At 75.9% G+C, this 19,504-nt stretch carries 19 protein-coding genes; 6 read left to right on the top strand and 13 right to left on the bottom strand.

All coding sequences use genetic code 11. The annotated features are described in order from the left end of the window. Nucleotides 1-37: 37 nt before the first annotated feature. Nucleotides 38-1,795 carry an aa3-type cytochrome oxidase subunit I gene (gene ctaD / locus ACI8AK_RS12245; RefSeq protein ID WP_456948644.1) on the bottom strand — a complete coding sequence of 586 codons (1,758 nt, stop codon included), beginning with the start codon at nt 1,793-1,795 and terminating at the stop codon, nt 38-40. A 202-nt stretch (nt 1,796-1,997) separates the two neighbouring features. Between ctaD and ACI8AK_RS12240 the strand changes: the two genes are divergently transcribed. Then, the gene (locus tag ACI8AK_RS12240; protein ID WP_387985792.1) at nt 1,998-2,276 is read left to right on the top strand and encodes a GlsB/YeaQ/YmgE family stress response membrane protein; all 279 of its coding nucleotides are present in this window, start codon (nt 1,998-2,000) and stop codon (nt 2,274-2,276) included. A 72-nt stretch (nt 2,277-2,348) separates the two neighbouring features. Here ACI8AK_RS12240 and ACI8AK_RS12235 read toward each other — a convergent pair whose 3' ends face one another. From ACI8AK_RS12235 to ACI8AK_RS12210, 6 genes are all read right to left on the bottom strand, one after another. After that, on the bottom strand, nt 2,349-3,200 hold the full coding sequence (locus ACI8AK_RS12235) for a putative RNA methyltransferase (RefSeq protein ID WP_456956509.1): 852 nt from the start codon (nt 3,198-3,200) through the stop codon (nt 2,349-2,351). A gap of 29 nt (nt 3,201-3,229) precedes the next feature. Beyond that, nucleotides 3,230-4,456 (bottom strand): MFS transporter, encoded by a 1,227-nt coding sequence (locus ACI8AK_RS12230; protein WP_456956424.1) that lies wholly within the window; start codon nt 4,454-4,456, stop codon nt 3,230-3,232. Continuing rightward, nucleotides 4,453-4,956 (bottom strand): metallophosphoesterase family protein, encoded by a 504-nt coding sequence (locus ACI8AK_RS12225; protein WP_456948646.1) that lies wholly within the window; start codon nt 4,954-4,956, stop codon nt 4,453-4,455. The genes ACI8AK_RS12230 and ACI8AK_RS12225 overlap by 4 nt, the downstream gene beginning before the upstream one ends. A 78-nt stretch (nt 4,957-5,034) precedes the next feature. Further along, entirely contained in the window at nt 5,035-5,997 is a 963-nt protein-coding gene (locus ACI8AK_RS12220) for a cytochrome c oxidase assembly protein (RefSeq protein ID WP_387985799.1), read from the bottom strand. A 66-nt stretch (nt 5,998-6,063) separates the two neighbouring features. Beyond that, nucleotides 6,064-6,987 carry a cation diffusion facilitator family transporter gene (locus ACI8AK_RS12215; protein WP_456948648.1) on the bottom strand — a complete coding sequence of 308 codons (924 nt, stop codon included), beginning with the start codon at nt 6,985-6,987 and terminating at the stop codon, nt 6,064-6,066. A 142-nt stretch (nt 6,988-7,129) separates the two neighbouring features. Beyond that, the gene (locus tag ACI8AK_RS12210; RefSeq protein WP_456956422.1) at nt 7,130-8,143 is read right to left on the bottom strand and encodes a M23 family metallopeptidase; all 1,014 of its coding nucleotides are present in this window, start codon (nt 8,141-8,143) and stop codon (nt 7,130-7,132) included. A 586-nt stretch (nt 8,144-8,729) separates the two neighbouring features. Here ACI8AK_RS12210 and ACI8AK_RS12205 point away from each other — a divergent pair. The 3 genes from ACI8AK_RS12205 to ACI8AK_RS12195 all read left to right on the top strand — a co-directional run bounded on the left by ACI8AK_RS12205 (nt 8,730) and on the right by ACI8AK_RS12195 (nt 12,227). After that, nucleotides 8,730-9,911: an alcohol dehydrogenase catalytic domain-containing protein gene (locus ACI8AK_RS12205; RefSeq protein WP_456956420.1), complete on the top strand. Its 1,182-nt coding sequence runs from the start codon at nt 8,730-8,732 to the stop codon at nt 9,909-9,911. Nucleotides 9,912-10,092: 181 nt separating this feature from the next. Further along, complete coding sequence (locus ACI8AK_RS12200) at nt 10,093-11,301, top strand: MFS transporter (RefSeq protein WP_456948651.1); 1,209 nt, start codon at nt 10,093-10,095, stop codon at nt 11,299-11,301. Between the two features lie 35 nt (nt 11,302-11,336). Then, nucleotides 11,337-12,227 carry an aldo/keto reductase family oxidoreductase gene (locus ACI8AK_RS12195; RefSeq protein WP_387985812.1) on the top strand — a complete coding sequence of 297 codons (891 nt, stop codon included), beginning with the start codon at nt 11,337-11,339 and terminating at the stop codon, nt 12,225-12,227. 1 nt (nt 12,228) lies between these two features. Here the strand turns inward: ACI8AK_RS12195 and ACI8AK_RS12190 are convergent, their stop codons facing one another. Next, nucleotides 12,229-12,819 (bottom strand): TetR/AcrR family transcriptional regulator, encoded by a 591-nt coding sequence (locus ACI8AK_RS12190; protein ID WP_387985814.1) that lies wholly within the window; start codon nt 12,817-12,819, stop codon nt 12,229-12,231. A gap of 1 nt (nt 12,820) precedes the next feature. Continuing rightward, nucleotides 12,821-14,140, bottom strand: coding sequence for a D-arabinono-1,4-lactone oxidase (locus tag ACI8AK_RS12185; protein ID WP_456948652.1), 1,320 nt, complete (start codon nt 14,138-14,140; stop codon nt 12,821-12,823). A 104-nt stretch (nt 14,141-14,244) separates the two neighbouring features. On the opposite strand from ACI8AK_RS12185, the gene ACI8AK_RS12180 reads away from it, so the two are divergent. Next, entirely contained in the window at nt 14,245-15,450 is a 1,206-nt protein-coding gene (locus ACI8AK_RS12180) for an alanine racemase (protein ID WP_387985819.1), read from the top strand. A gap of 105 nt (nt 15,451-15,555) precedes the next feature. On the opposite strand, the gene ACI8AK_RS12175 is transcribed toward ACI8AK_RS12180, so the two are convergent. Beyond that, nucleotides 15,556-15,945 (bottom strand): hypothetical protein, encoded by a 390-nt coding sequence (locus ACI8AK_RS12175; protein WP_387985822.1) that lies wholly within the window; start codon nt 15,943-15,945, stop codon nt 15,556-15,558. A 188-nt stretch (nt 15,946-16,133) separates the two neighbouring features. On the opposite strand from ACI8AK_RS12175, the gene ACI8AK_RS12170 reads away from it, so the two are divergent. Next, nucleotides 16,134-16,991, top strand: a complete 858-nt coding sequence (locus ACI8AK_RS12170; protein WP_387985824.1) for a DUF4190 domain-containing protein — start codon at nt 16,134-16,136, stop codon at nt 16,989-16,991. A gap of 57 nt (nt 16,992-17,048) precedes the next feature. Here ACI8AK_RS12170 and ACI8AK_RS12165 read toward each other — a convergent pair whose 3' ends face one another. The 3 genes from ACI8AK_RS12165 to ACI8AK_RS12155 form a co-directional block, all read right to left on the bottom strand. Beyond that, the gene (locus ACI8AK_RS12165) at nt 17,049-18,668 is read right to left on the bottom strand and encodes an ABC-F family ATP-binding cassette domain-containing protein (RefSeq protein ID WP_456902845.1); all 1,620 of its coding nucleotides are present in this window, start codon (nt 18,666-18,668) and stop codon (nt 17,049-17,051) included. Nucleotides 18,669-18,714: 46 nt separating this feature from the next. After that, nucleotides 18,715-18,921 (bottom strand): three-helix bundle dimerization domain-containing protein, encoded by a 207-nt coding sequence (locus tag ACI8AK_RS12160; protein WP_387985830.1) that lies wholly within the window; start codon nt 18,919-18,921, stop codon nt 18,715-18,717. Between the two features lie 116 nt (nt 18,922-19,037). Continuing rightward, nucleotides 19,038-19,463 (bottom strand): DUF1801 domain-containing protein, encoded by a 426-nt coding sequence (locus tag ACI8AK_RS12155; RefSeq protein ID WP_387985832.1) that lies wholly within the window; start codon nt 19,461-19,463, stop codon nt 19,038-19,040. Nucleotides 19,464-19,504: the final 41 nt, after the last annotated feature.

Here is a 19,504-nt window from a genome sequence, read left to right as displayed (position 1 = left end):
TCGTGACGTGCGATCGCGTGGGGCCGGGCCCCGGGGGTCAGAACGGGTCGGGGTCGTTGGGACCCTGACGCGGGCCGGTGCCCTCGGCCAGCTCGCTGACACCGGCGTAGGGCTGGTGCCGCTTGCCGACGTGCGCCTCGGCGTGCAGCCGCTCGACCAGGTGCGGGTAGTGCGCCTCGAACGCCGGACGCTCCGACCGGATCCGCGGGATCTCGGTGAAGTTGTGCCGCGGCGGCGGCGAGGAGGTGGCCCACTCGAGCGAGTTGCCGTGGCCCCACGGGTCGTCGCGCAGCGCGAGGCGGCCGTACTTCCACGACTTCACCACGTTGTACAGCCACGGGATGGTCGAGGCGCCCAGGACGAACGACCCGATCGTGGAGATGACGTGCAGGGTGGTGAACCCGTCGGTGGGCAGGTAGTCGACGTACCGGCGCGGCATGCCCTCGGTGCCCAGCCAGTGCTGGACCAGGAACGTCGCGTGGAAGCCGATGAACACCAGCCAGAAGTGCAGCTTGCCCAGCCGCTCGTCCATCATCCGGCCCGACATCTTCGGGAACCAGAAGTAGATGCCGGCGTAGGCGGCGAACACCACGGTGCCGAAGACGACGTAGTGGAAGTGGGCGACGACGAAGTAGCTGTCGTTGACGTGCCAGTCCAGCGGCGGGCTGGCCAGCAGCACGCCGGTCAGGCCACCCAGGAGGAAGGTGACCAGGAAGCCGATGGAGAACAGCATCGGCGTCTCGAACGTCAGCTGGCCGCGCCACATGGTGCCGATCCAGTTGAAGAACTTGATGCCGGTCGGCACGGCGATGAGGTAGGTCAGGAACGCGAAGAACGGCAGCAGGACCGCGCCGGTCGCGTACATGTGGTGCGCCCACACCGTGAGCGACAGGCCACCGATGAGCAGCGTCGCGCCGACCATGCCCTTGTAGCCGAACAGCGGCTTGCGGGCGAACACCGGGATGATCTCGGTGATGATGCCGAAGAACGGCAGCGCGATGATGTAGACCTCGGGGTGGCCGAAGAACCAGAACAGGTGCTGCCACAGCATCGGGCCGCCGTTCTCGTCCGAGTAGACGAGCGCGCCGAGGTTGCGGTCGGCCAGCATGCCGAAGATCGCCGCGGTGAGGATCGGGAAGGCCAGCAGCACCAGCAGGCTGGTGACCAGCGTGTTCCAGGTGAAGATCGGCATCCGGAACATCGTCATGCCCGGCGCCCGCAGGCAGGCGATCGTGGCGGTGAAGTTGACCGCGCCGAGGATCGTGCCCAGACCGCTGACCGCCAGGCCCGAGAACCACAGGTTGGCGCCGGGGCCCGGGGAGTGCACGGCGTCGGACAGCGGGGCGTAGGCGTACCAGCCGAAGTCGGCCGCACCGCTGGGCGTGAAGAAGCCCGAGACCGCGATGAGGCTGCCGAAGAAGAACAGCCAGAACGAGAAGGCGTTCAGTCGCGGGAAGGCGACGTCCGGCGAGCCGATCTGCAGCGGCATGATCAGGTTCGAGAACGCGAAGAACAGCGGCGTCGCGAACATCAGCAGCATGATCGTGCCGTGCATCGTGACGAGCTGGTTGTACTGCTCGGGCGACAGGAACTGCAGCCCGGGCTGGCCCAGCTCACCGCGGATCAGCATGGCCATGAAGCCACCCACGATGAACCAGGCGAACGAGGCGGCCATGTACATCAGGCCGATGGTCTTGTGGTCCGTGGTCCGCAGCAGGTTCGAGAGCCGCGCACCCCGCTGGACCTCGCGAGCCGGGCTGGGCCGGCTCACGATCGGTGCAGGCGCGATCGTCACGAGCGCAGCTTAGACCGAGGGCGACGGGCCCGTCGGGCCCGTCCGGGCGGGCGCGCCGGTGACGGCGCCCCCCTCCCGGGTGACGACCAGGTCACGTCATGATCAAGACGCGTTTCCGCCCTGCTCACCAGGGGAACAGCACCGTCCGAGCCTGGAGATCCCAGCGCCTCGGCCACCCGGCCATCCCCTCAGGAGGTCCCCCGTGGAGCTTCTCTGGAACATCATCGTGCTGATCGTGGTCGGCGCCATCGCCGGCTTCATCGCGCGGGCCGTCGTCCCCGGCAAGCAGTCCATGAGCGTCGGGATGACGATCGTCCTCGGCATCATCGGTTCCTTCGTCGGCAACCTGCTCGGGAGCCTGATCAGCGGCAACGGCTTCGAGATCGGCGCCGCCGGCATCATCGGCTCGATCATCGGCGCCATCATCGTGCTGCTGGTCTACGTCTTCGCCACCCGCGGACGCAGCCGCACCCGCATCTGACCGACGCAGGGCTCCCGGCGCCCCGGAGGCCACGAGAGCCCTGCGCCCGGTCGCCCAGGAGGGGCCCGGCCGTCACGGCCGGGCCCCTCCTGCGTCCGCGGGCAGCGCCCAGGTCGTGACGTCGACAGCGAGGGTGACCCGCACCCGCGGCGGCAGGGCGGCGACCGCGGCGGCCAGCCGCTGCGGCGCCAGGTGCCGGGCGTGCGGCCCCATCCCCACGACGGTGGTCACGGTGCGGTGGTCGAGCTCCAGCTCCTCCCGGTGCCGCACGCGGCCGGCCGGCACGAGGTGCGGCTCCAGGGCCGCGGACAGCCGGGCCTCCTTCTCCGGGTCCACCCGCAGCAGCCCCAGCGGGCCGACCAGCTCGGCCAGGTGCTCCGGCGCCGGCGTGGCGACCACCAGCCGGCCGCCGGGGCGCAGCACCCGCGCGGTCTCCGGCCCGTTGCGCGGCGCGAAGACCACCATCACCCGGTCGACGGCGGCGTCGCGGACCGGCAGCCGGGCCCAGGTGTCGGCGACGACGGCGAGCGCCCGCGGCGAGGCGCCGGCCGCGCGGCGGGCCGCGTACCGCGAGGCGTCGAGCACCACGCCGACCGCGCCGGGCAGCGCGTCCAGCACGCCCGCCAGGTGGTGCCCGGTCCCCCCGCCGAGGTCCAGGACGGCGTCCACCGGCCCCTCCCCCGCGGCGAGCGCGCCGGCCAGGACCCGGGTGAGCCCGGCGTAGCTCCCGGCGGAGAGCACCTCCGCCCGGTCGGCGACCATCGCGGCGGTGTCCCCGGTCGGCGGTGCGTGGCCCGGTGGCAGCAGCGTCACGTGGCCCTGCCGGGCCCGGTCGAAGGAGTGGCCGGCCGGGCAGCGCAGGCCGGCGTCGCCGGGGAGCGCGGCCAGCTCCGCGCCGCAGACGGGACAGGCCAGCACGGCCACCGCCCGCGGCGGCCAGGGGCGCCACCGGCTCACGGCGCACCGACCGCGACCGGCGGGGGCGCCGGCTCCGCCGTCCGGGCGGGCACGACGGCGACCGCGGCCGCGGCGGCGACCGCACCGAGCGCGAACGCCGCCGGGTAGCCGGGTCCGCCGTCGGCGAGCAGCGCCGCCAGCGGGACGGTCAGCGCGGCCGCCAGGTTCTGCGCGGTGTTGTGCGCGCCCAGCGCGCGCCCGGCCCAGGCGCTGCCGGCCTGCTCGGCCACCGAGGTGAACGCCACCCCGTTCGGGCTCACCGTGGCGACCGCCGCCAGCGCCACCGCCGCCGCGGCGACCCCCGGGCCGAGGAGGCCCGGCGTCAGGGCCGCGACGACGGCGAGCAGCCCGACGACGACGGCCACCGCGCCCGCGACCTGCCGCAGCGGCCCGAGCCGGCTGCCCACCCGGTCCGACCAGGTGCCCGCGCCGAGGCGTGCGGCGACCCCGCCGGCCTGCGCGACCGCCAGCAGCGTCCCGGCGCCGGGCGCGCTCCAGCCGGCGTCGCGCACCAGCCAGTCGAAGGCCAGCCCGGCGACGGCGAACTGCGGCACGACGAGCAGGGTGCTGGCCGCGTGCACCCGCCACAGGACCGGGCTGCGGTAGGGCGAGGCCGGCCGCGGGGCGCCGGCGGTGCGCGGCGGCCGGGCCGGGTCGCGGACGAGCAGGCCGACGAGGACGGCGGTGACCGCGCAGCCGGCGGCGAGGAACGCGAAGGCGCCGCCGGGGCCGTCGGTGGCCAGCCGCGGCAGCGTCAGCGCGGCGAGGCCCACGCCCAGCGGCTGCCCGGCCTGCCGGACGCCCATGGCCAGCCCGCGCTGCTCCGCGGGGAACCAGCCCAGCACCAGCCGGCCGCTGGCCGCGTGCACCGACGCGCTGCCCGCCCCGGCCAGCAGCAGCCACAGGCCGGTGGGCACGGCGGCGTCGGCCAGCGCGGCGCCGGTGAGCGCTCCGGCGGCGACCGCGAGCCCGGCGGAGAGCACCAGCCGCTCGCCGTACCGGTCGGCCAGCACGCCCCAGAGCAGCAGCGCGCACACCAGGCCGGCGGTGGGCGCGGCGACCAGCAGGCCGGCCTGCGGCAGCGTCAGCCCCTCCTCCCGCAGCGCCAGCGTGAGGAAGGGCATCCCGTTCTGCGCCGCGCAGGCGGCGACCAGCCCGGTCAGGCCGACGGCCAGGTGACGCCAGCGGGCGGCGGGAGGGGACGCCGGTGGGGAGACCGTCACCGGGCGACCGGGTGGAAGACCACCTCGGTGAGCGCCCCGCCGTCGGCGACCGCGGTGACGAAGGTGCCGTGCGGCTGCCGGCGCCGGTCGGTGGGCGAGCCGGGGTTGACCAGCCGCAGTCCGCTGTCGGTGGTGGTGTCCCACGGGATGTGGCTGTGCCCGAAGAACAGGACGTCGGTGTCGGGGAAGCGCGCGGCGCAGCGGCGCTCGCGGCCCTTGGCGTCACCGGTCTCGTGGACGACGGCGACCCGCAGCCCGCCCACCTCGGCGTGCGCCACCTCCGGCAGCCGCTCGCGCAGGGGCCCGTGGTCGTTGTTGCCGTACACCGCGAGCAGGGCCCGGGCGCGGGACTCGAGGGCGTCGAGCAGGGCGACGTCGACCCAGTCGCCGGCGTGCACGACGAGGTCCGCGGCCTCGATCGCGGCCCAGAGGGAGCGGGGCAGGTCACGGGCCCGCTTCGGGAGGTGCGTGTCGGCGGTCACCACCAGCGAGACGGACACGGCCCCATGGTGGCAGGGCGCGGGTCGCCGCCCCGGGGGCCGACGCGTTCCCCGCGGGGGCCGCGGGCGGTGCCGCGTTCAGGACCCGGAGCGGGCGGCGAGCTGCCTGAGCCGGGCGTTGTAGGCCTCGAGCTCGGCGTCGTCGGTGCGCCGGGCGGTGCGGTCGATCCGGCGGCCGCGGCGCTCCTCGGAGCCCATCCAGCTGAACAGGACGACGACGAGGACGAGCACCGTCGGCAGCTCGCCGAAGGACCACGCGATGCTGCCCGCGGCGTTCTGGTCGGCGAGCGGGTCGACGCCCCAGCCGGCGGGCGGGTCGGCGAAGGTCCGCACCACCAGCGACGTCGACATCATGATCGCGACGCCGAAGAAGGCGTGCAGCGGCATGGGGATCAGCAGCTCGAGCATCCGGCCGGCGTGACCCACCTGCCGGGGCCACGGGTCCTGGGCGAGGATCGGCCCGAAGAACAGCAGCCCGGTCACGGTGAAGTGGGCGAGCATGAACTGGTGCCCGAACGGGTCGCCCATCAGCGCGTCGAAGACGGGCGTGAAGTAGACGCCGTAGAGGCTGACCAGGAACAGCGGCAGCGTGAACAGCGGGTGCGAGAGGAAGCGCGCGACCCGGCTGTGCAGGGCGTCGAGCAGCAGCGCCCGCGGGACGCCGGCCACTCCCCTCCCCCGCGGCAGCGACCGCAGCGCCAGCGTCACCGGCCGACCGAGCAGCAGGAGCAGCGGCGCGACCATCGACAGCACCATGTGCTGGGCCATGTGCACGCTGAACAGCACCATGCCGTAGCCGTTCAGCCAGGTCCCGGTGACGGCGAACAGCGACAGGCAGCCGGCCACCCAGGACGCCGTGCGCCACCACGGCCAGGCCACGCCCGAGCGGCGCAGCCGGACCAGGCCGACCAGGTAGGCCAGCACCCCGAGCAGGGCGAGGACCGGCAGCACCGACCACGCGTCCAGGTGGGGCAGGAAGACCCGTCCCCACGTGGGTGGCTCGTCGGGCACCCACATGCCCGAGTGGTGCCCGTGCTCCACCTGTACCTCCGGTCCGTCCGTCGTGCCCTCCACTGTCCCACCGGCGCCCCCGCCAGGGGCGTCCTCCTAGTCGTGGACGGGGGCCTCGTGGCCGGCGTGCGCCTCGGCCTCGATCTGGAAGGTGCAGTGCGGGACGTCGAAGTGGTCACCGAGGCAGGCGCACAGCGCGTCGAGGACCCGGCCGCCGTGCCCGGCGGCCAGCGCCTCGTCGGTGACGACGACGTGCGCGGACAGCACCGGCAGGCCGGAGGTGATCGTCCAGGCGTGCAGGTCGTGGACGCCGATGACGCCGGGCACCCCGAGGACGTGCGCGCGGACCCGGTCGAGGTCGACGTCGCGGGGCGCGGCCTCGAGCAGGACGTCGAGGGACTCGCGCAGCAGCGCCCACGCCCGCGGCAGCACCAGGCAGCCGATGAGCAGCGCGGCGATGGTGTCGGCCGGCGTCCACCCGGTGAGCGCGACGACGCCGGCCGCGACGAGGACGGCCACCGACCCCAGCGCGTCGCCGAGCACCTCCAGGTGCGCACCGCGGACGGCGAGCGACCCCCGCCGGCCGCGGTGCAGCAGCGCCAGCCCGGCGAGGTTGGCGGCCAGACCCCCGGCGGCCACGGCGAGGACGACGCCGGAGGTGATCTCGGGCGGGTCGCCGATCCGCCGCACCGCCTCGACGAGGACGAACACCGCGACGCCGGCGAGCAGCAGCCCGTTGGCCACCGCGGCGAGGATCTCCACCCGCTGCCAGCCGAAGGTGCGCCGCCCGCGGGCCGGGCGCTGGGCCAGCGTCACCGCCCCGAGGGCCAGGCCCACGCCGAGCGCGTCGGTGGCCATGTGCCCGGCGTCGGCGAGCAGCGCCAGGGAGCCGGAGACCAGGGCCCCGACCACCTCGGCGACGAGGACGGCGAGGGTGAGCCCGAGGACGACGGCCAGCCGCCCGCGCGAGGCCGCCGCGACGGTGGCGTGCCCGTGCCCGTGCCCGTGCCCGGCTCCCATCGGCCCACCTCCTCCTCCAGTGTCCTCCGACGGCACGCGCCCCCTGCCCGGACCTGCCGGGGGGGGGGGCGCGTGTCGTGCCGGCCCCGCTGCGGGGGCCCGCCCCGGGCCTGCGAGGGGCGGGGCGGCGGGGTCCTCGCGTCTAGATGGCGACGCCGCGGTCCCGCAGCCACGGGATCGGGTCGATCCGCTCGCCGTCGATGCCGCCGACGTGCACCTCGAAGTGCAGGTGCGGGCCGGTCGACTGGCCGCGGTTGCCCAGCAGCGCGATGGTGTCGCCGGCGCGGACCACCTGGCCGGGCTGCACGAGGATCTCCTCCATGTGCCCGTAGACGGTGACGTCGCCGTTCTCGTGCTGGACGTACACCGCCAGGCCGAAGCCGCTGGCGGGGCCCGCCTCGAGGACGACGCCGTCGGCGGCCGCGTACTCCGGCGTGCCGATGGGCGCGGCGAGGTCGATGCCGGCGTGCAGCGTGCCCCAGCGCGCGCCGAAGCCGCTGGTGAGCCGCGCACCGTCGACCGGCAGCACGGTCCTGGGCCGGGCGGCCTCGGCGGCCGCGGCCGCGGCGGCCTCCTGGGCGGCGCGGTCGGCGTCGGCCTGGACCTGCGCCGCGGCGGCCTCCTCGGCCTCGCGGGCGTTGCGGCTGGCGGTGACCGCGCCGAGCAGGGTGGCGTCCGAGCGCAGGGTCGCGGCCTCGGCGGCCGCGGGCAGGTCCTGGTCGGCGATGCCGAGCTCCTCGGCCACGCTCACCGAGTGGCTGACCGCCTCCGGGCCGTCGGCCTGGGCGACGCGGTCGCCCACGGAGAAGGAGCCGACCCCGACCGCGCCGACCAGCGCGGCGGCGAGGTAGAAGGCGGGCCGGCGGCGCGGCAGCCGCAGCAGCCGGGCCATCGCCCGGTGCCGGCCGTGGCCGGCGACGACGGTGACCGGGACCCGCTCCCCACCGGCGCCGGCGCCCTCGGGCCCGTCGGCGGCGGTGTCGTCGGCGGCGGTGTCGTCGGCGCCGGCGGCCGCGACGGCGGCCAGCGCCTGGGCGCCGGCGGCCTCGGCCAGCTCGGCGGCGTCGGCGACGGCGAGGACCTCGGCGGGCTCGGCGGCGGGAGCCTGCGCGGGCCCGGTCCCGGCGACGACGGTGCGGACCTCGAGGCCGGCCACCGTGGTCGTGGGGGCGGGCGTCCCGGCGGCGGTCTCCTCGGGCGAGGTCCGCGGCGACGGCGTGGGACGGCGGGCGGGGCGGGACTCGGATCGGGACTCGGTGCGGTCCCCGCCCGGCGACGTCTCCCCCTGACGTCGGTACGGGGTGGGCCGCGGGGCCGTCGTCGCGGCGTCGGCGGGTCGCCGGTCGGGCGACGCTGCCGCTGCCTGCCGGAGGGGGGTGCCGGCCGCGGGCTGCGCGGCCGTCCCTCCGTCGAGGAGGCGGTCCGGGTGGAGCTCGGTCATGCACCTGACTTCCGTCGGGGACAGGGACGTCGTGCCGTGCCCGGGGGAGCGGGCGGGGCCCATGTAAACACGCCGTGACCGTTACGTGATCTGCGGACCTGGGTACGCAGGGCCGGATGTGTGGCGCAGGCCACGGAGCTGCACCGTTGTCATTCGACACTGCGTAGAACCGATGTGACGGACAGTGATGAACACGCCGGTTGAGCGTTGAACGAGGGGCGATCAGGCCCACACCGGGCAGAAGGCCCTGGACAGGCGTGATCGACAGCGCTCCCTGCGGACGACCCGAGGAGAGGATCTCGTGCGCGCAGTGACCTGGCACGGACGTGCCGACGTACAGGTGGACACCGTCCCCGACCCCACGCTGCAGGAGGACACCGACGTCCTCGTCGAGATCACCTCGAGCGGCATCTGCGGGTCCGACCTGCACCTGATCGAGGTGATGGCGCCGTTCATGACCAAGGGCGACGTCATGGGCCACGAGCCGATGGGGGTCGTCCGCGAGGTCGGCTCCGCGGTGACCGCGGTGAAGCCCGGCGACCGCGTCGTCGTCCCGTTCAACATCTCCTGCGGGACCTGCTGGATGTGCTCGCAGGGCCTGCAGTCGCAGTGCGAGACCACCCAGAACCGCGACCGGGGCTTCGGCGCCTCGCTGTTCGGCTACACCAAGCTCTACGGGCAGGTGCCCGGCGGCCAGGCCGAGTACCTGCGGGTCCCGTTCGGCAACACGCTGCCGATCAAGGTCCCGGACGGCCCGCCGGACGACCGGTTCGTCTACCTCTCCGACGTCCTGCCCACCGCCTGGCAGGCGGTGCAGTACGCCGCGACGCCGCCCGGCGGCACGCTGCTGGTGCTGGGCCTGGGGCCGATCGGCGACATGTGCACCCGGATCGCCCACCACCTGGGCATCGAGGACGTGTACGCCTCCGACGTCGTGCCCGAGCGGCTCGAGCGGGCCACCGCCCGCGGCACGCACGTGATCCGCTCCACGAAGAAGGACGACGTCGTCCAGCAGATCCAGGACGCGACCGCCGGCCGCGGCGCCGACGCGGTGATCGACGCCGTGGGCATGGAGGCGCACGGTTCCCCGCTGGCGCAGATCGCGCAGAAGGCGACCGCGGTCGTCCCGGACGCGATCATGGAGAAGGTCATGCAGGTCGCCGGCATCGACCGGCTGGCCGCGCTGAACACCGCCATCGACGCGGTCCGCCGCGGCGGCACCATCTCGCTGTCCGGCGTCTACGGCGGCGCCACCGACCCGCTGCCCCTGATGCGGATGTTCGACAAGCAGATCCAGCTGCGGATGGGCCAGGCCAACGTGTGGCGCTGGGTGCCCGACATCCTGCCGCTGCTGGTCGACGGCGACCCGCTCGGCGTCGACGACTTCGCCACCCACCGGGTGCCGCTGGAGCAGGCGCCGCAGGCCTACGCCGACTTCCGCGAGAAGAAGGACGGCGCGGTCAAGGTGCTGCTGCAGCCCTGACCCGGGTGTGAGCACACCCACCGGCCGCGCGGGGCATGTCCCGCGCGGCCGGTGCCTTGCCTCTCCGTAGTACCCGCCTCCCCGTAGTACCCGCCTCCCCGTAGTACCCGCCCCGCAGGGCCAGCACGGACGACGACGTCCGCACGCTCCCCCTCCCGCCGTCGTCCCCTGGAGTCCTCCCGTGCCCCGCGGTCTGCTCGCGCTCGCCATCGGCGCCTTCGGCATCGGCACCACCGAGTTCGTCGTGATGGGCATGCTGCCCGAGATCGCGGACGGCCTCGGCGTCTCGGTGTCCGCCGTCGGCCTGCTCATCTCCGCCTACGCCGTCGGCGTCGTCCTCGGCGCGCCGACGCTCACCGCGCTCGGCGTGCGGTTCTCCCCGCGCCAGACGCTGGTCGCGCTGATGGTCGTGTTCGTCGTCGGCAACGCGCTGTCGGCGGTGGCGCCCACCTACGAGACCCTGGCCGCGGCACGGGTGCTGACCGCGCTGGCGCACGGGTCGTTCTTCGGCGTGGGTGCGGTGGCCGCGCGGCGGCTGGTCGCGCCGGAGCGGGCCACGCAGGCGATCTCGCTCATGATGGTCGGGCTGACGCTGGCCAACGTCGTCGGCGTCCCGCTCGGCACGTTCGTCGCCCAGCAGCTGAGCTGGCGGCTGGTGCTCGCCGCGATCGCCGTCATCGGGCTGGTCACGATCGCCGGGCTGCTGGCCTGGCTGCCCGCCGGCACCGGGGAGCGCGGGGACCTGCGGGCCGAGCTGGCCGCCTTCCGCCGCCCCCAGGTGTGGCTGGTGCTCGTGCTGACGATGGTGGGCTTCGCCGCGCTGTTTTCCGTCTACAGCTACGTCAGCCCGATCCTCACCGACCTGGCCGGCCTGCCCGAGGGCTGGGTGACGCCGGTGCTGGCGCTGTTCGGCGTCGGCACCACCGTCGGGACGCTGGCCGGCGGCCGCCTCGGCGACCGGTTCGGCTGGACGTTCGTGGTCGCCGGGCTGCTGGCCACCGCGCTGCTGCTGGCCGCCTTCGCCTTCCTCGCCCGCACCCCCGCGGCCGCCGTCGTCCTGCTGGTCCTGTTCGGCGCGGTCGCCTTCGCGATGGGTCCGGTCGTGCAGAACGGCGTGATCGTGGCCGCGCGGGTGTCCGGCGGCAGCCTGGTGTCGGCGGCCAACCAGGCGGCGTTCAACGTGGCCAACGCGGTCGGCGCGGCCCTGGGCGCGCTGGTCATCTCCCTGGGCCTGGGCTACACCGCGCCGATGTGGGTGGGCGCGGCCCTCGCGCTCCTGGGCAGCGGCCTGGCGCTGGTCGCCCGGCGGGCCGACCGGCGCGAGACCGCGCGGGTGAGCGCCGACGTCGGCCGCTGGCACGCAGAGGTCGGCAGCCGGCTGGCGGCCTGACGGGTTCCCCCGGACTCCCCGGGTAGGAGGCGGGCATGACGACCACGACGGCCGAGAGGTCGGGACAGTTTCCGCTCGGGGACCGCACGGTCAACCGCATCGGCTACGGCGCGATGCAGCTGGCCGGCCCGCAGGTGATGGGCCCGCCGGCCGACCGGGAGGCCGCCGTCGCCGTCCTGCGCCGGGCGGTGGAGCTGGGCGTGGACCACGTCGACACCAGCGACTACTACGGCCCGCACGTGACCAACGAGCTCATCCGCGAGGCGCTGCACCCCTATCCCGAGCAGCTCACGATCGTCACCAAGGTCGGCGCCCGCCGGACGCCGGACGGCGCGTGGCCCGAGGCCCTCTCCCCCGACGAGCTGACGCAGGCCGTGCACGACAACCTCGACCACCTCGGCGTCGACGTGCTCGACGTGGTGAACCTGCGCATGCCCGGCCACGCCCCGGCGGAGCGCTCGCTGGCCGAGCCGTTCGAGACGCTGGCCGAGCTCCAGCAGCAGGGGCTCATCCGGCACCTCGGCGTCTCCCACGTGACGACGCAGCAGTTCGCCGAGGCGCGGTCGATCGCGCCGGTGGTGTGCGTGCAGAACCACTACAACCTCGTGCACCGCGACGACGACCCGCTGCTCGACGCGCTGGCCCGCGAGGGCGTCGCCTACGTGCCCTACTTCCCGCTCGGCGGGTTCACGCCCCTGCAGTCCGCGGCGCTGGAGACGGTGGCGCGGCGGCTGGAGACCACGCCGATGCAGGTGGCGCTGGCGTGGCTGCTGGCCCGCTCCCCCAACGTCCTGCTGATCCCGGGGACGTCGTCGGTGGCGCACCTCGAGGAGAACCTGCAGGCGGGCGCGCGGGTCCTGGGGCCGCTGGAGATGGAGGAGCTCGACCGCATCGGCGGCACCGGCGAGCCCGACGTCGACCTCTGAGTCACCTGCCCCAGGCCGCGAGCTGGTCGACCGCGGCCTCGAGCACCGCGCGGGTGGCGGCGGTGTCGCGGTCGACCAGCCAGGTCGTCGTCGCGCCGTCGACGACGGTGACCAGCAGCCGGGCCAGCTCCGGGACCGGCCGCCGCCAGGTGGCACCCGTCGCGGCGGCGGCCTCCTCCAGCAGGCGGGTCGCCGCCGCGGTGTAGGCGCGGTACTGCTCGGCGGCCACCGGCCGCAACGCCGGGTCGCGGACCGCGTGCAGCGTGAGCTCGAGCATCAGCGCCTCGGCGCCGGGCTCGCGCTCGAGGTGGTCGAGGTAGCCGGCGGCGGCCGCGCGCAGGCAGCCGGCCAGGCCCGCGGCCGGGTCCAGCCCCGCGGTGGCGGCGGCCAGCTCGCGGCCGACCACGCGGGTGACCAGCTCGCGCAGGAGCTCGTCGCGCGAGGAGAAGGCGTAGTGGAAGGCGGCCAGCGGCATCCCGGCCTCGGCGACGACCGCGCGGGTGGTGCCGGCGGCCAGGCCGTCCCGGGCCATCACCCGCAGGGCCGCCTCCACCAGGGCCGCGCGCCGCTGCCCGGCCGGCAGCCGGGGCACCTCAGGCCTGCCCGGCGGGCTGCCCGGCCGGACCGAGGACCCGGGCGAGGTGGGCGTTGGTGAACACCCCCGCGGGGTCCAGCCGCGCGCGCAGCGCGGCGAACTCGCCGAACCGCGGGTAGCGCGGCTCCAGCGCCGCGGCGTCGAGGCCGTGCTCCTTGCCCCAGTGCGGGCGCCCGCCGGCGGCCAGCGCGATCGCCTCGAACGCGGCGGAGTACCCGCCCGGCTCGCTGCGGGCGGGCACGTGGACGGCGACGTAGGCGGTGTCGCGGCCGTACGCCGTCGACAGCGGGACGTCGTCGGCGGCGGCGACGCGCACCTCGACCGGGAACGGCACCCGGTGCGGCCCGGCGTCGACCACCCGCCGCAGCTCCTCCAGCACGGCCGGGGCCGCCTCCCGCGGGAGGGCGTACTCCGTCTCCCGGAACCGCACCCGCCGGCGGGAGACGAAGACCCGGTGCGCGAGGTCGGTGTACGTGCGGGCGCCCAGCGCCCCGGCGGAGAACCGCGCCAGGGTCGGCACCAGCGCGGGCACCCGGCGACCGGCGGCGACGACGGCGGCGAGGCCGGCGTTGGCGAGCACCTCGTCGTCCCAGAACGCGCGCGCCCGGCCCCGCGGCGCGAGCTCGGTGAGGGGCACCCGGGTGTTGCGCAGGGTCCGGCACCGGTCGGTGTGCGGGAACCAGTAGAACTCGACGTGGTCGGTCGAGGACGTGAAGCCGGCGAAGTCGGCCAGCAGGTCCGGCAGCGCGGCGGTGCCCTCCTCGGCGCGCAGCGCGAACGCCGGCACCGCCTGCAGGGTCACGGTGCTCAGCACGCCGAGGGCACCCAGGCCGACCCGCGCGGCGGAGAGGACGTCGGGGTCCTCGTCCGGCGCGCAGCGCAGCACCGTCCCGTCGGCGGTGACCAGTTCCAGCGCGCGGACCTGCGTGGCCAGCCCGCCGAACCGGGCGCCGGTGCCGTGGGTGCCGGTGGAGATCGCGCCGGCGACGGTCTGCCGGTCGACGTCGCCGAGGTTGGTCAGGGCCCAGCCGCGCGCGGCCAGCTCCGCGTTGAGCCGGTGCAGCGGCATGCCGGCCTGCACGGTGACCAGCCCGGCGTCGTCGACGCCGATCAGCGCGGCGTGCCGGTCCAGCGCCAGCGCGACGTCCTCCGGCCGGCCGATGCCGGTGAACGAGTGGCCGCTGCCCAGGGCGGTGACCCGGCGGCCCGCGTCGGCAGCGCTCCGGACCGCGGCGGCGATCTCCCGGGTGCCCGCCGGGTGCACGACGGTCACGCCGTCCGCCCGCTGGTTGCCGGCCCAGTTGCGCCAGGTGCCCACGCCGCCTCCTCCGTCGTGCGCGGCAGCGTCCCGTGGCCGCCGGACCGGGTCAAGCGACTGGGACGCTTGACCCACTCGGCGGACCGCGAGGATGCTGCCCCGCCATGACCTCCCCGGCCGCAGCCCGGGCCCGGCTGGACCGGGCGACCGCGGACCTCGACCCGCCGCTGGCCGTCCTGGACCTCGACGCGCTGGACGCCAACGCCGCCGACCTGGTCCGCCGCGCCGCCGGGCGCCCGGTCCGGGTGGCGAGCAAGTCGGTGCGCAGCCGGGCGGTGCTGCGGCGGGTGCTGGCCCGGCCGGGCTTCGCCGGCGTGCTCGCGTACACGCTGGCCGAGGCGCTCTGGCTGGCCGGCGGTGACGACCCGGTGTCCGACGACGTCGTCGTCGCCTACCCCTCGGTGGACCGCGCGGCGCTGCGCGCGCTGGTGGCCGACCCCGCGCTCGCCGCGCGGGTGACGCTGATGGCCGACTCCCCCGACCACCTCGACGCCGTCGACGCGGTGGCGCCGGCCGGGTCGCGGCCGCCGGTGCGGATCTGCCTGGACCTCGACGCGTCGCTGCGGGCCGGGCGGCTGCACGTGGGGGTGCGCCGGTCGCCGGTGCACGACCCCGGGGCCGCCGCGGCGCTGGCCCGGGCGGTGTGCGACCGGCCCGGCTTCGCCCTGGTCGGGCTCATGGCCTACGAGGCCCAGGTCGCGGGCGTGCCGGACGCGCCGCCCGGGCGCCCGCTGCGCGGCCTGGCGGTGCGCGGGGTGCAGGCGCTGTCGGTGCGGGAACTGACCGGACGCCGCGCCGCCGCGGTGGCCGCCGTCTCCGCCGTGGCGCCGCTGGCGTTCGTCAACGGCGGCGGCACCGGGAGCCTGGAACGGACCGCGGCCGACCCGTCGGTCACCGAGGTCGCCGCGGGCTCGGGGCTGTACCAGCCGACGCTGTTCGACGGGTACCGCGCCTTCCGCGGCCGGCCGGCGCTGCTGTTCGCGCTGCCGGTCACCCGCCGCCCCGCGCGCGGGACGGTGACCGTCGCGGGCGGCGGGTGGATCGCCTCCGGGCCGCCCGGCGCCGACCGGCTGCCGCGCCCGGTGCACCCGCCGCGGCTGCGGGTGCTCGGCACCGAGGGCGCCGGGGAGGTGCAGACGCCGCTGCGCGGCCCGGACGCCGGCGGGCTCGCCGTCGGCGACCGCGTCTGGTTCCGGCACGCCAAGGCCGGCGAGGTGTGCGAGCACGTCGAGGTCCTGCACACGCTGGCCGGGGACCGGCTGGCCGGCGCCGTCCCCACCTACCGCGGCGAGGGCCGGTCCTTCGGCTGAGCCCCGACTCGCTCGCTCGGCGTGATCACCGGGTGCGTGCACGCGACACGGCGGGACGCGCCGGCCGGCCGTGCACACCTCCGGTGATCGCCGGAGCCGAGCCGTTCAGTCGGCGTCGTTGGCGAGCAGGGCGCGGGCCTCGGCGGCCTCGTCCTCGGTGAGCCCGCCCGAGCCGTCCGGGTGGTCGACCTGGGTGTCGATCCAGCGCCGGTGCGCCTCCCACGCCGACTGCCGGGTGGCGCCCAGCGCCCGGCCGATCTGCGCCCACGACGCACCGGTCGCCCGCGCCGTCCGGACGGTGAGCTGGCGCCCCTGGGCCGCCCGCCGGGCGACGACCTCGCCCAGCGCCAGGAGCTCCAGCGCCTCCTCACGGGTCAGCGGCCGCGGTCCGGCCGGGTCGTCGGGGTCGGCCAGCGAGTCGCGCGTGCGCAACTCGTCGTAGCGGCGGACGGCGCTGGCGAGGGTGTGCCGCCGTTCGAGGTCGTCGAGGTCCATGACCCATCCTCCGTCAGGACGGCCTGACAGGCACGAGCCCCTGCCCCGGTCCGCGCCCTCGGGACGGGTGGTGCTCCTGCGGCGGCCGGGGTGCCTCCGGGCGGTTCGGGTCACTCGTGGGCGTGGTCCGGCCGAAGAACGACACGGTCTCGATCCGATTCCGCCCAGCCCCCGCGAGGAGCCGTTCCGTGTCCCACCCCCCGCAGGCGCCGTACCAGCAGCCCTACGCTCCGGTCCAGCCGCCGTACGTCCCCCAGCAGAAGGGCGCCGGCCTGGCCGTGGCGTCGATGGTCCTGGGGATCATCGCGCTGCTGCTGAGCTGGGTGCCGATCATCAACAACGTCGCCGCCGTGGTGGCCGTCGTCGGCCTGGCGCTGGGCATCCCCGCGCTGCTGCGCGCCCGGCGCGGCACCCACCGCGGCAAGGGGCTGGCCGTCACCGGCCTCGTCACCTCGCTGGTGGCCATCGCCGTGGTGATCGCGACGCAGGCCTTCTACGCCAGCGTCATCGACGAGGTCGCCGACAGCCTCGACGAGGAGCTCAGCAGCGCCGTCCCGTCGGACGGCGCCCTGCCCGACGGCGGGACGGCGGGGCTGGTCGAGCCCGCTCCCGAGGAGGCCCCGGCCGCCGACGTCGTGCCGCTCGGCGTCCCGGCCCAGGTCGGCGACTACCAGGTCACCGTGGACGCGGTCGAGCTCGACGCCGACGCGTCCGTGCAGGCCGCCAACGACTTCAACGAGCCGGCCACCGGCCAGTACGTGCTCGCCCAGCTGAGCGTGACCTACACCGGCGAGACGGAGGGCATGCCCGGCTTCGACCTGACCGCCGTCTTCCACGGGTCCGACGCCCGGCAGTACAGCGACGCCGAGTGCACGGCGGTCCTGGCCGACGACGCGATGGACGCCCCGACCCTCAACCCGGGCGGGTCGGACACCTTCCAGTTCTGCATGGACGTGCCGCCGGCCGCCGTCGCCGGTGGGCAGCTGTCGGTCGAGCCCACCATGAGCTTCGACTCCGACGACCGCGTCTTCTACGCCCTGCCGTAGTCCCCGCTCCCCCGCCACCGGCCGGACCCCCCACGACGGGGGTCCGGCCGGTGTCGTTCAGCGGGCGCGGGCGACCCGCGTCTCGTCGAACACCGGCTCGTCCGACTCGTACACCCGGCCGTCGGAGCCGAAGACGAGGAACCGGTCGAAGGAGCGGGCGAACCAGCGGTCGTGGGTCACCGCGAGCACGGTGCCGTCGAACGCGGCCAGCGCCTCCTCCAGCGCCTCGGCGGACAGGACGTCGAGGTTGTCGGTGGGCTCGTCGAGCAGCAGCAGCGTGGCGCCGGACAGCTCGAGCATCAGCACCTGCAGCCGCGCCTGCTGCCCGCCGGACATGGTCCGGAACGGCTGGTCGGCGGAGTCGGTGAGCCCGTAGCGGCGCAGCACCGCCATCGCCCGCCCGCGGTCGACGCCCGGCCGGCCGGGCTCGCCGTGCCACAGCAGGTCCACCGGCGTCCGGTCCTGCCAGTCGGGGTGCGCGTGCGTCTGGGCGAAGGAGCCGGGGACGACGCGCGCCCCGAGCCGCCAGGACCCGGTGTGGGCGACGTCCTGGCCGGCCAGCAGCCGCAGGAAGTGGGACTTGCCCGCGCCGTTGGCCCCGAGGACGCCGACCCGGTCGCCGTACCAGACCTCCAGGTCGAACGGCTGCATGAGCCCGGTCAGCTCCAGCTGCTCGGCCACGACCGCCCGCACGCCGGTGCGCCCGCCGCGCAGCCGCATCGTCACCCGCTGCTGCGGCGGCCGGTCCGGCGGCGGCCCGGCCGCCTCGAACCTCGCCAGCCGGGTCTGCATCGCCCGGTACCGCGAGGCCATGTCCGGGGAGTTGGCCGCCTGCTGCTGCAGCGTGCGGACCAGGTCGACGAGGCGCTCGTGCTCCTCCTCCCAGCGGCGGCGCAGCTCGGCCATCCGCTCGTGCCGCGCCTCGCGGGCCTCGGGATAGGACGACCACCCGCCGCCGTGCACCCACGCCGTCCCGCCCTCGACGGTGACCACCCGGTCGGCGACGGTGGCGAGCAGCTCGCGGTCGTGGCTGACGAACAGCACCGTCTTGCGCGTCTCGAGCAGCCGCTGCTCCAGCCACCGCTTGCCGGGGACGTCGAGGTAGTTGTCCGGCTCGTCGAGCAGCAGCACCTGCTCGGGCCCGCGCAGCAGCGCCTCGAGGGCGAGCCGCTTCTGCTCGCCGCCGGACAGCGTGGACAGCTCGCGGTACTTGCACCGGTCGTAGGGGACGCCGAGCGCCGCGACGGTCACGGTGTCCCAGGTGACCTCGGCGTCGTAGCCGCCGGCGTCGCCCCACTGCGCGAGCGCGTCGGCGTAGGCGAGCTGCGCGGGCTCGTCGTCGGTCTCCATGAGGGTCAGCTCGGCGGCCTCGACGGCGTCCCAGGCGGCGCGCACCGCGGGCGCGGAGAGGTCGACGAGGAAGCGCTGGACGGTGGTGTCGTCGCGCACCGAGCCGATGAACTGCCGCATGACGCCGAGCCCGCCGCTGCGGGCGACGGCGCCGGCCTCGGGCACGAGGTCACCGGCGACGATCCGCAGCAGCGTCGTCTTGCCCGCGCCGTTCTCGCCGACCAGCGCCGCGCGGGCGCCCTCGCCGATCCGGAACGAGACGTCGTCCAGCAGCACCCGGCCGCCCGGCAGCGTGTGCCGGACCCCGCTCACGTCGACGTAGCCCACCCCGACATCGTCCGGGGCCGGGCAACCGGATTCGGCAGGGCCTCCCTCAGCCGACGGCCTGCAGGCGGGTCCGGGCCAGCCGCTCCACCATCTCCGGCAGGGCGGTCACGGGCACGCCGCTGAGGTCCTGCCGGCACATGCGCACGACGTTGCCGACGACCTGGGGTCGCAACCGCGCGCCGAACTCGTCCACGAGCCGGGTGACGGCCTGCTCGACGCTGGGGTCGGCGGGGAGCTGCTCGATCGGCGTCATGGGCGCGCGGGACTCCTCGTTCGGTCCGTGCGGGGGTACGGCGTCCACGGTGGCGGGTGGGACGCGTGTTAAACAGGGACCTTCGTCCCCCTCCGAGGACCGCTGCGGCGTGTCGGTCAGGACACGAAGAAGGCGTTGCCGCCCGAGGACGTGACGGCGGCGGCGTCACGCACCAGCGCGGCGAGCTCCGCCCGGTCGATCCGGTCCAGGGAGGTGAACCGGACGCAGCTCTTGCCGCAGGACACCCTCCCCAGCCGCGCGGCGCGCGCCTCGGGCAGGTACTCGCCGTCGACCACGGCGCACACGTACAGCGACAGGTGCCGCTTCTGCGCGGCGAGGGCGACCAGCGGCCAGCGGGTGGTCTCCCTGGCCGAGCGCGGCCGGTAGGGCAGCAGGCCGTACCCGAGCACGTGCCCCGACCCGGCCGGCACGAGCTCGCGGTCCAGCCCGGGCGCGGCCTCGCGGACCAGGGCGTCCACCCGCCGCAGCTCGGCCTCGCGCGGCCCGGCCGCGGCGAACCACTCCTCGACGGTGTCGGTCACGGACCGGACGGTATCGACCCCGGCCCCCTGCAGGGTCCCGC

The organism is Geodermatophilus sp. SYSU D00867 (assembly GCF_054050315.1).
The sequence above is the reverse complement of the archived record's forward strand: the minus strand, read 5'-3'. Positions and strand labels throughout refer to the sequence as shown.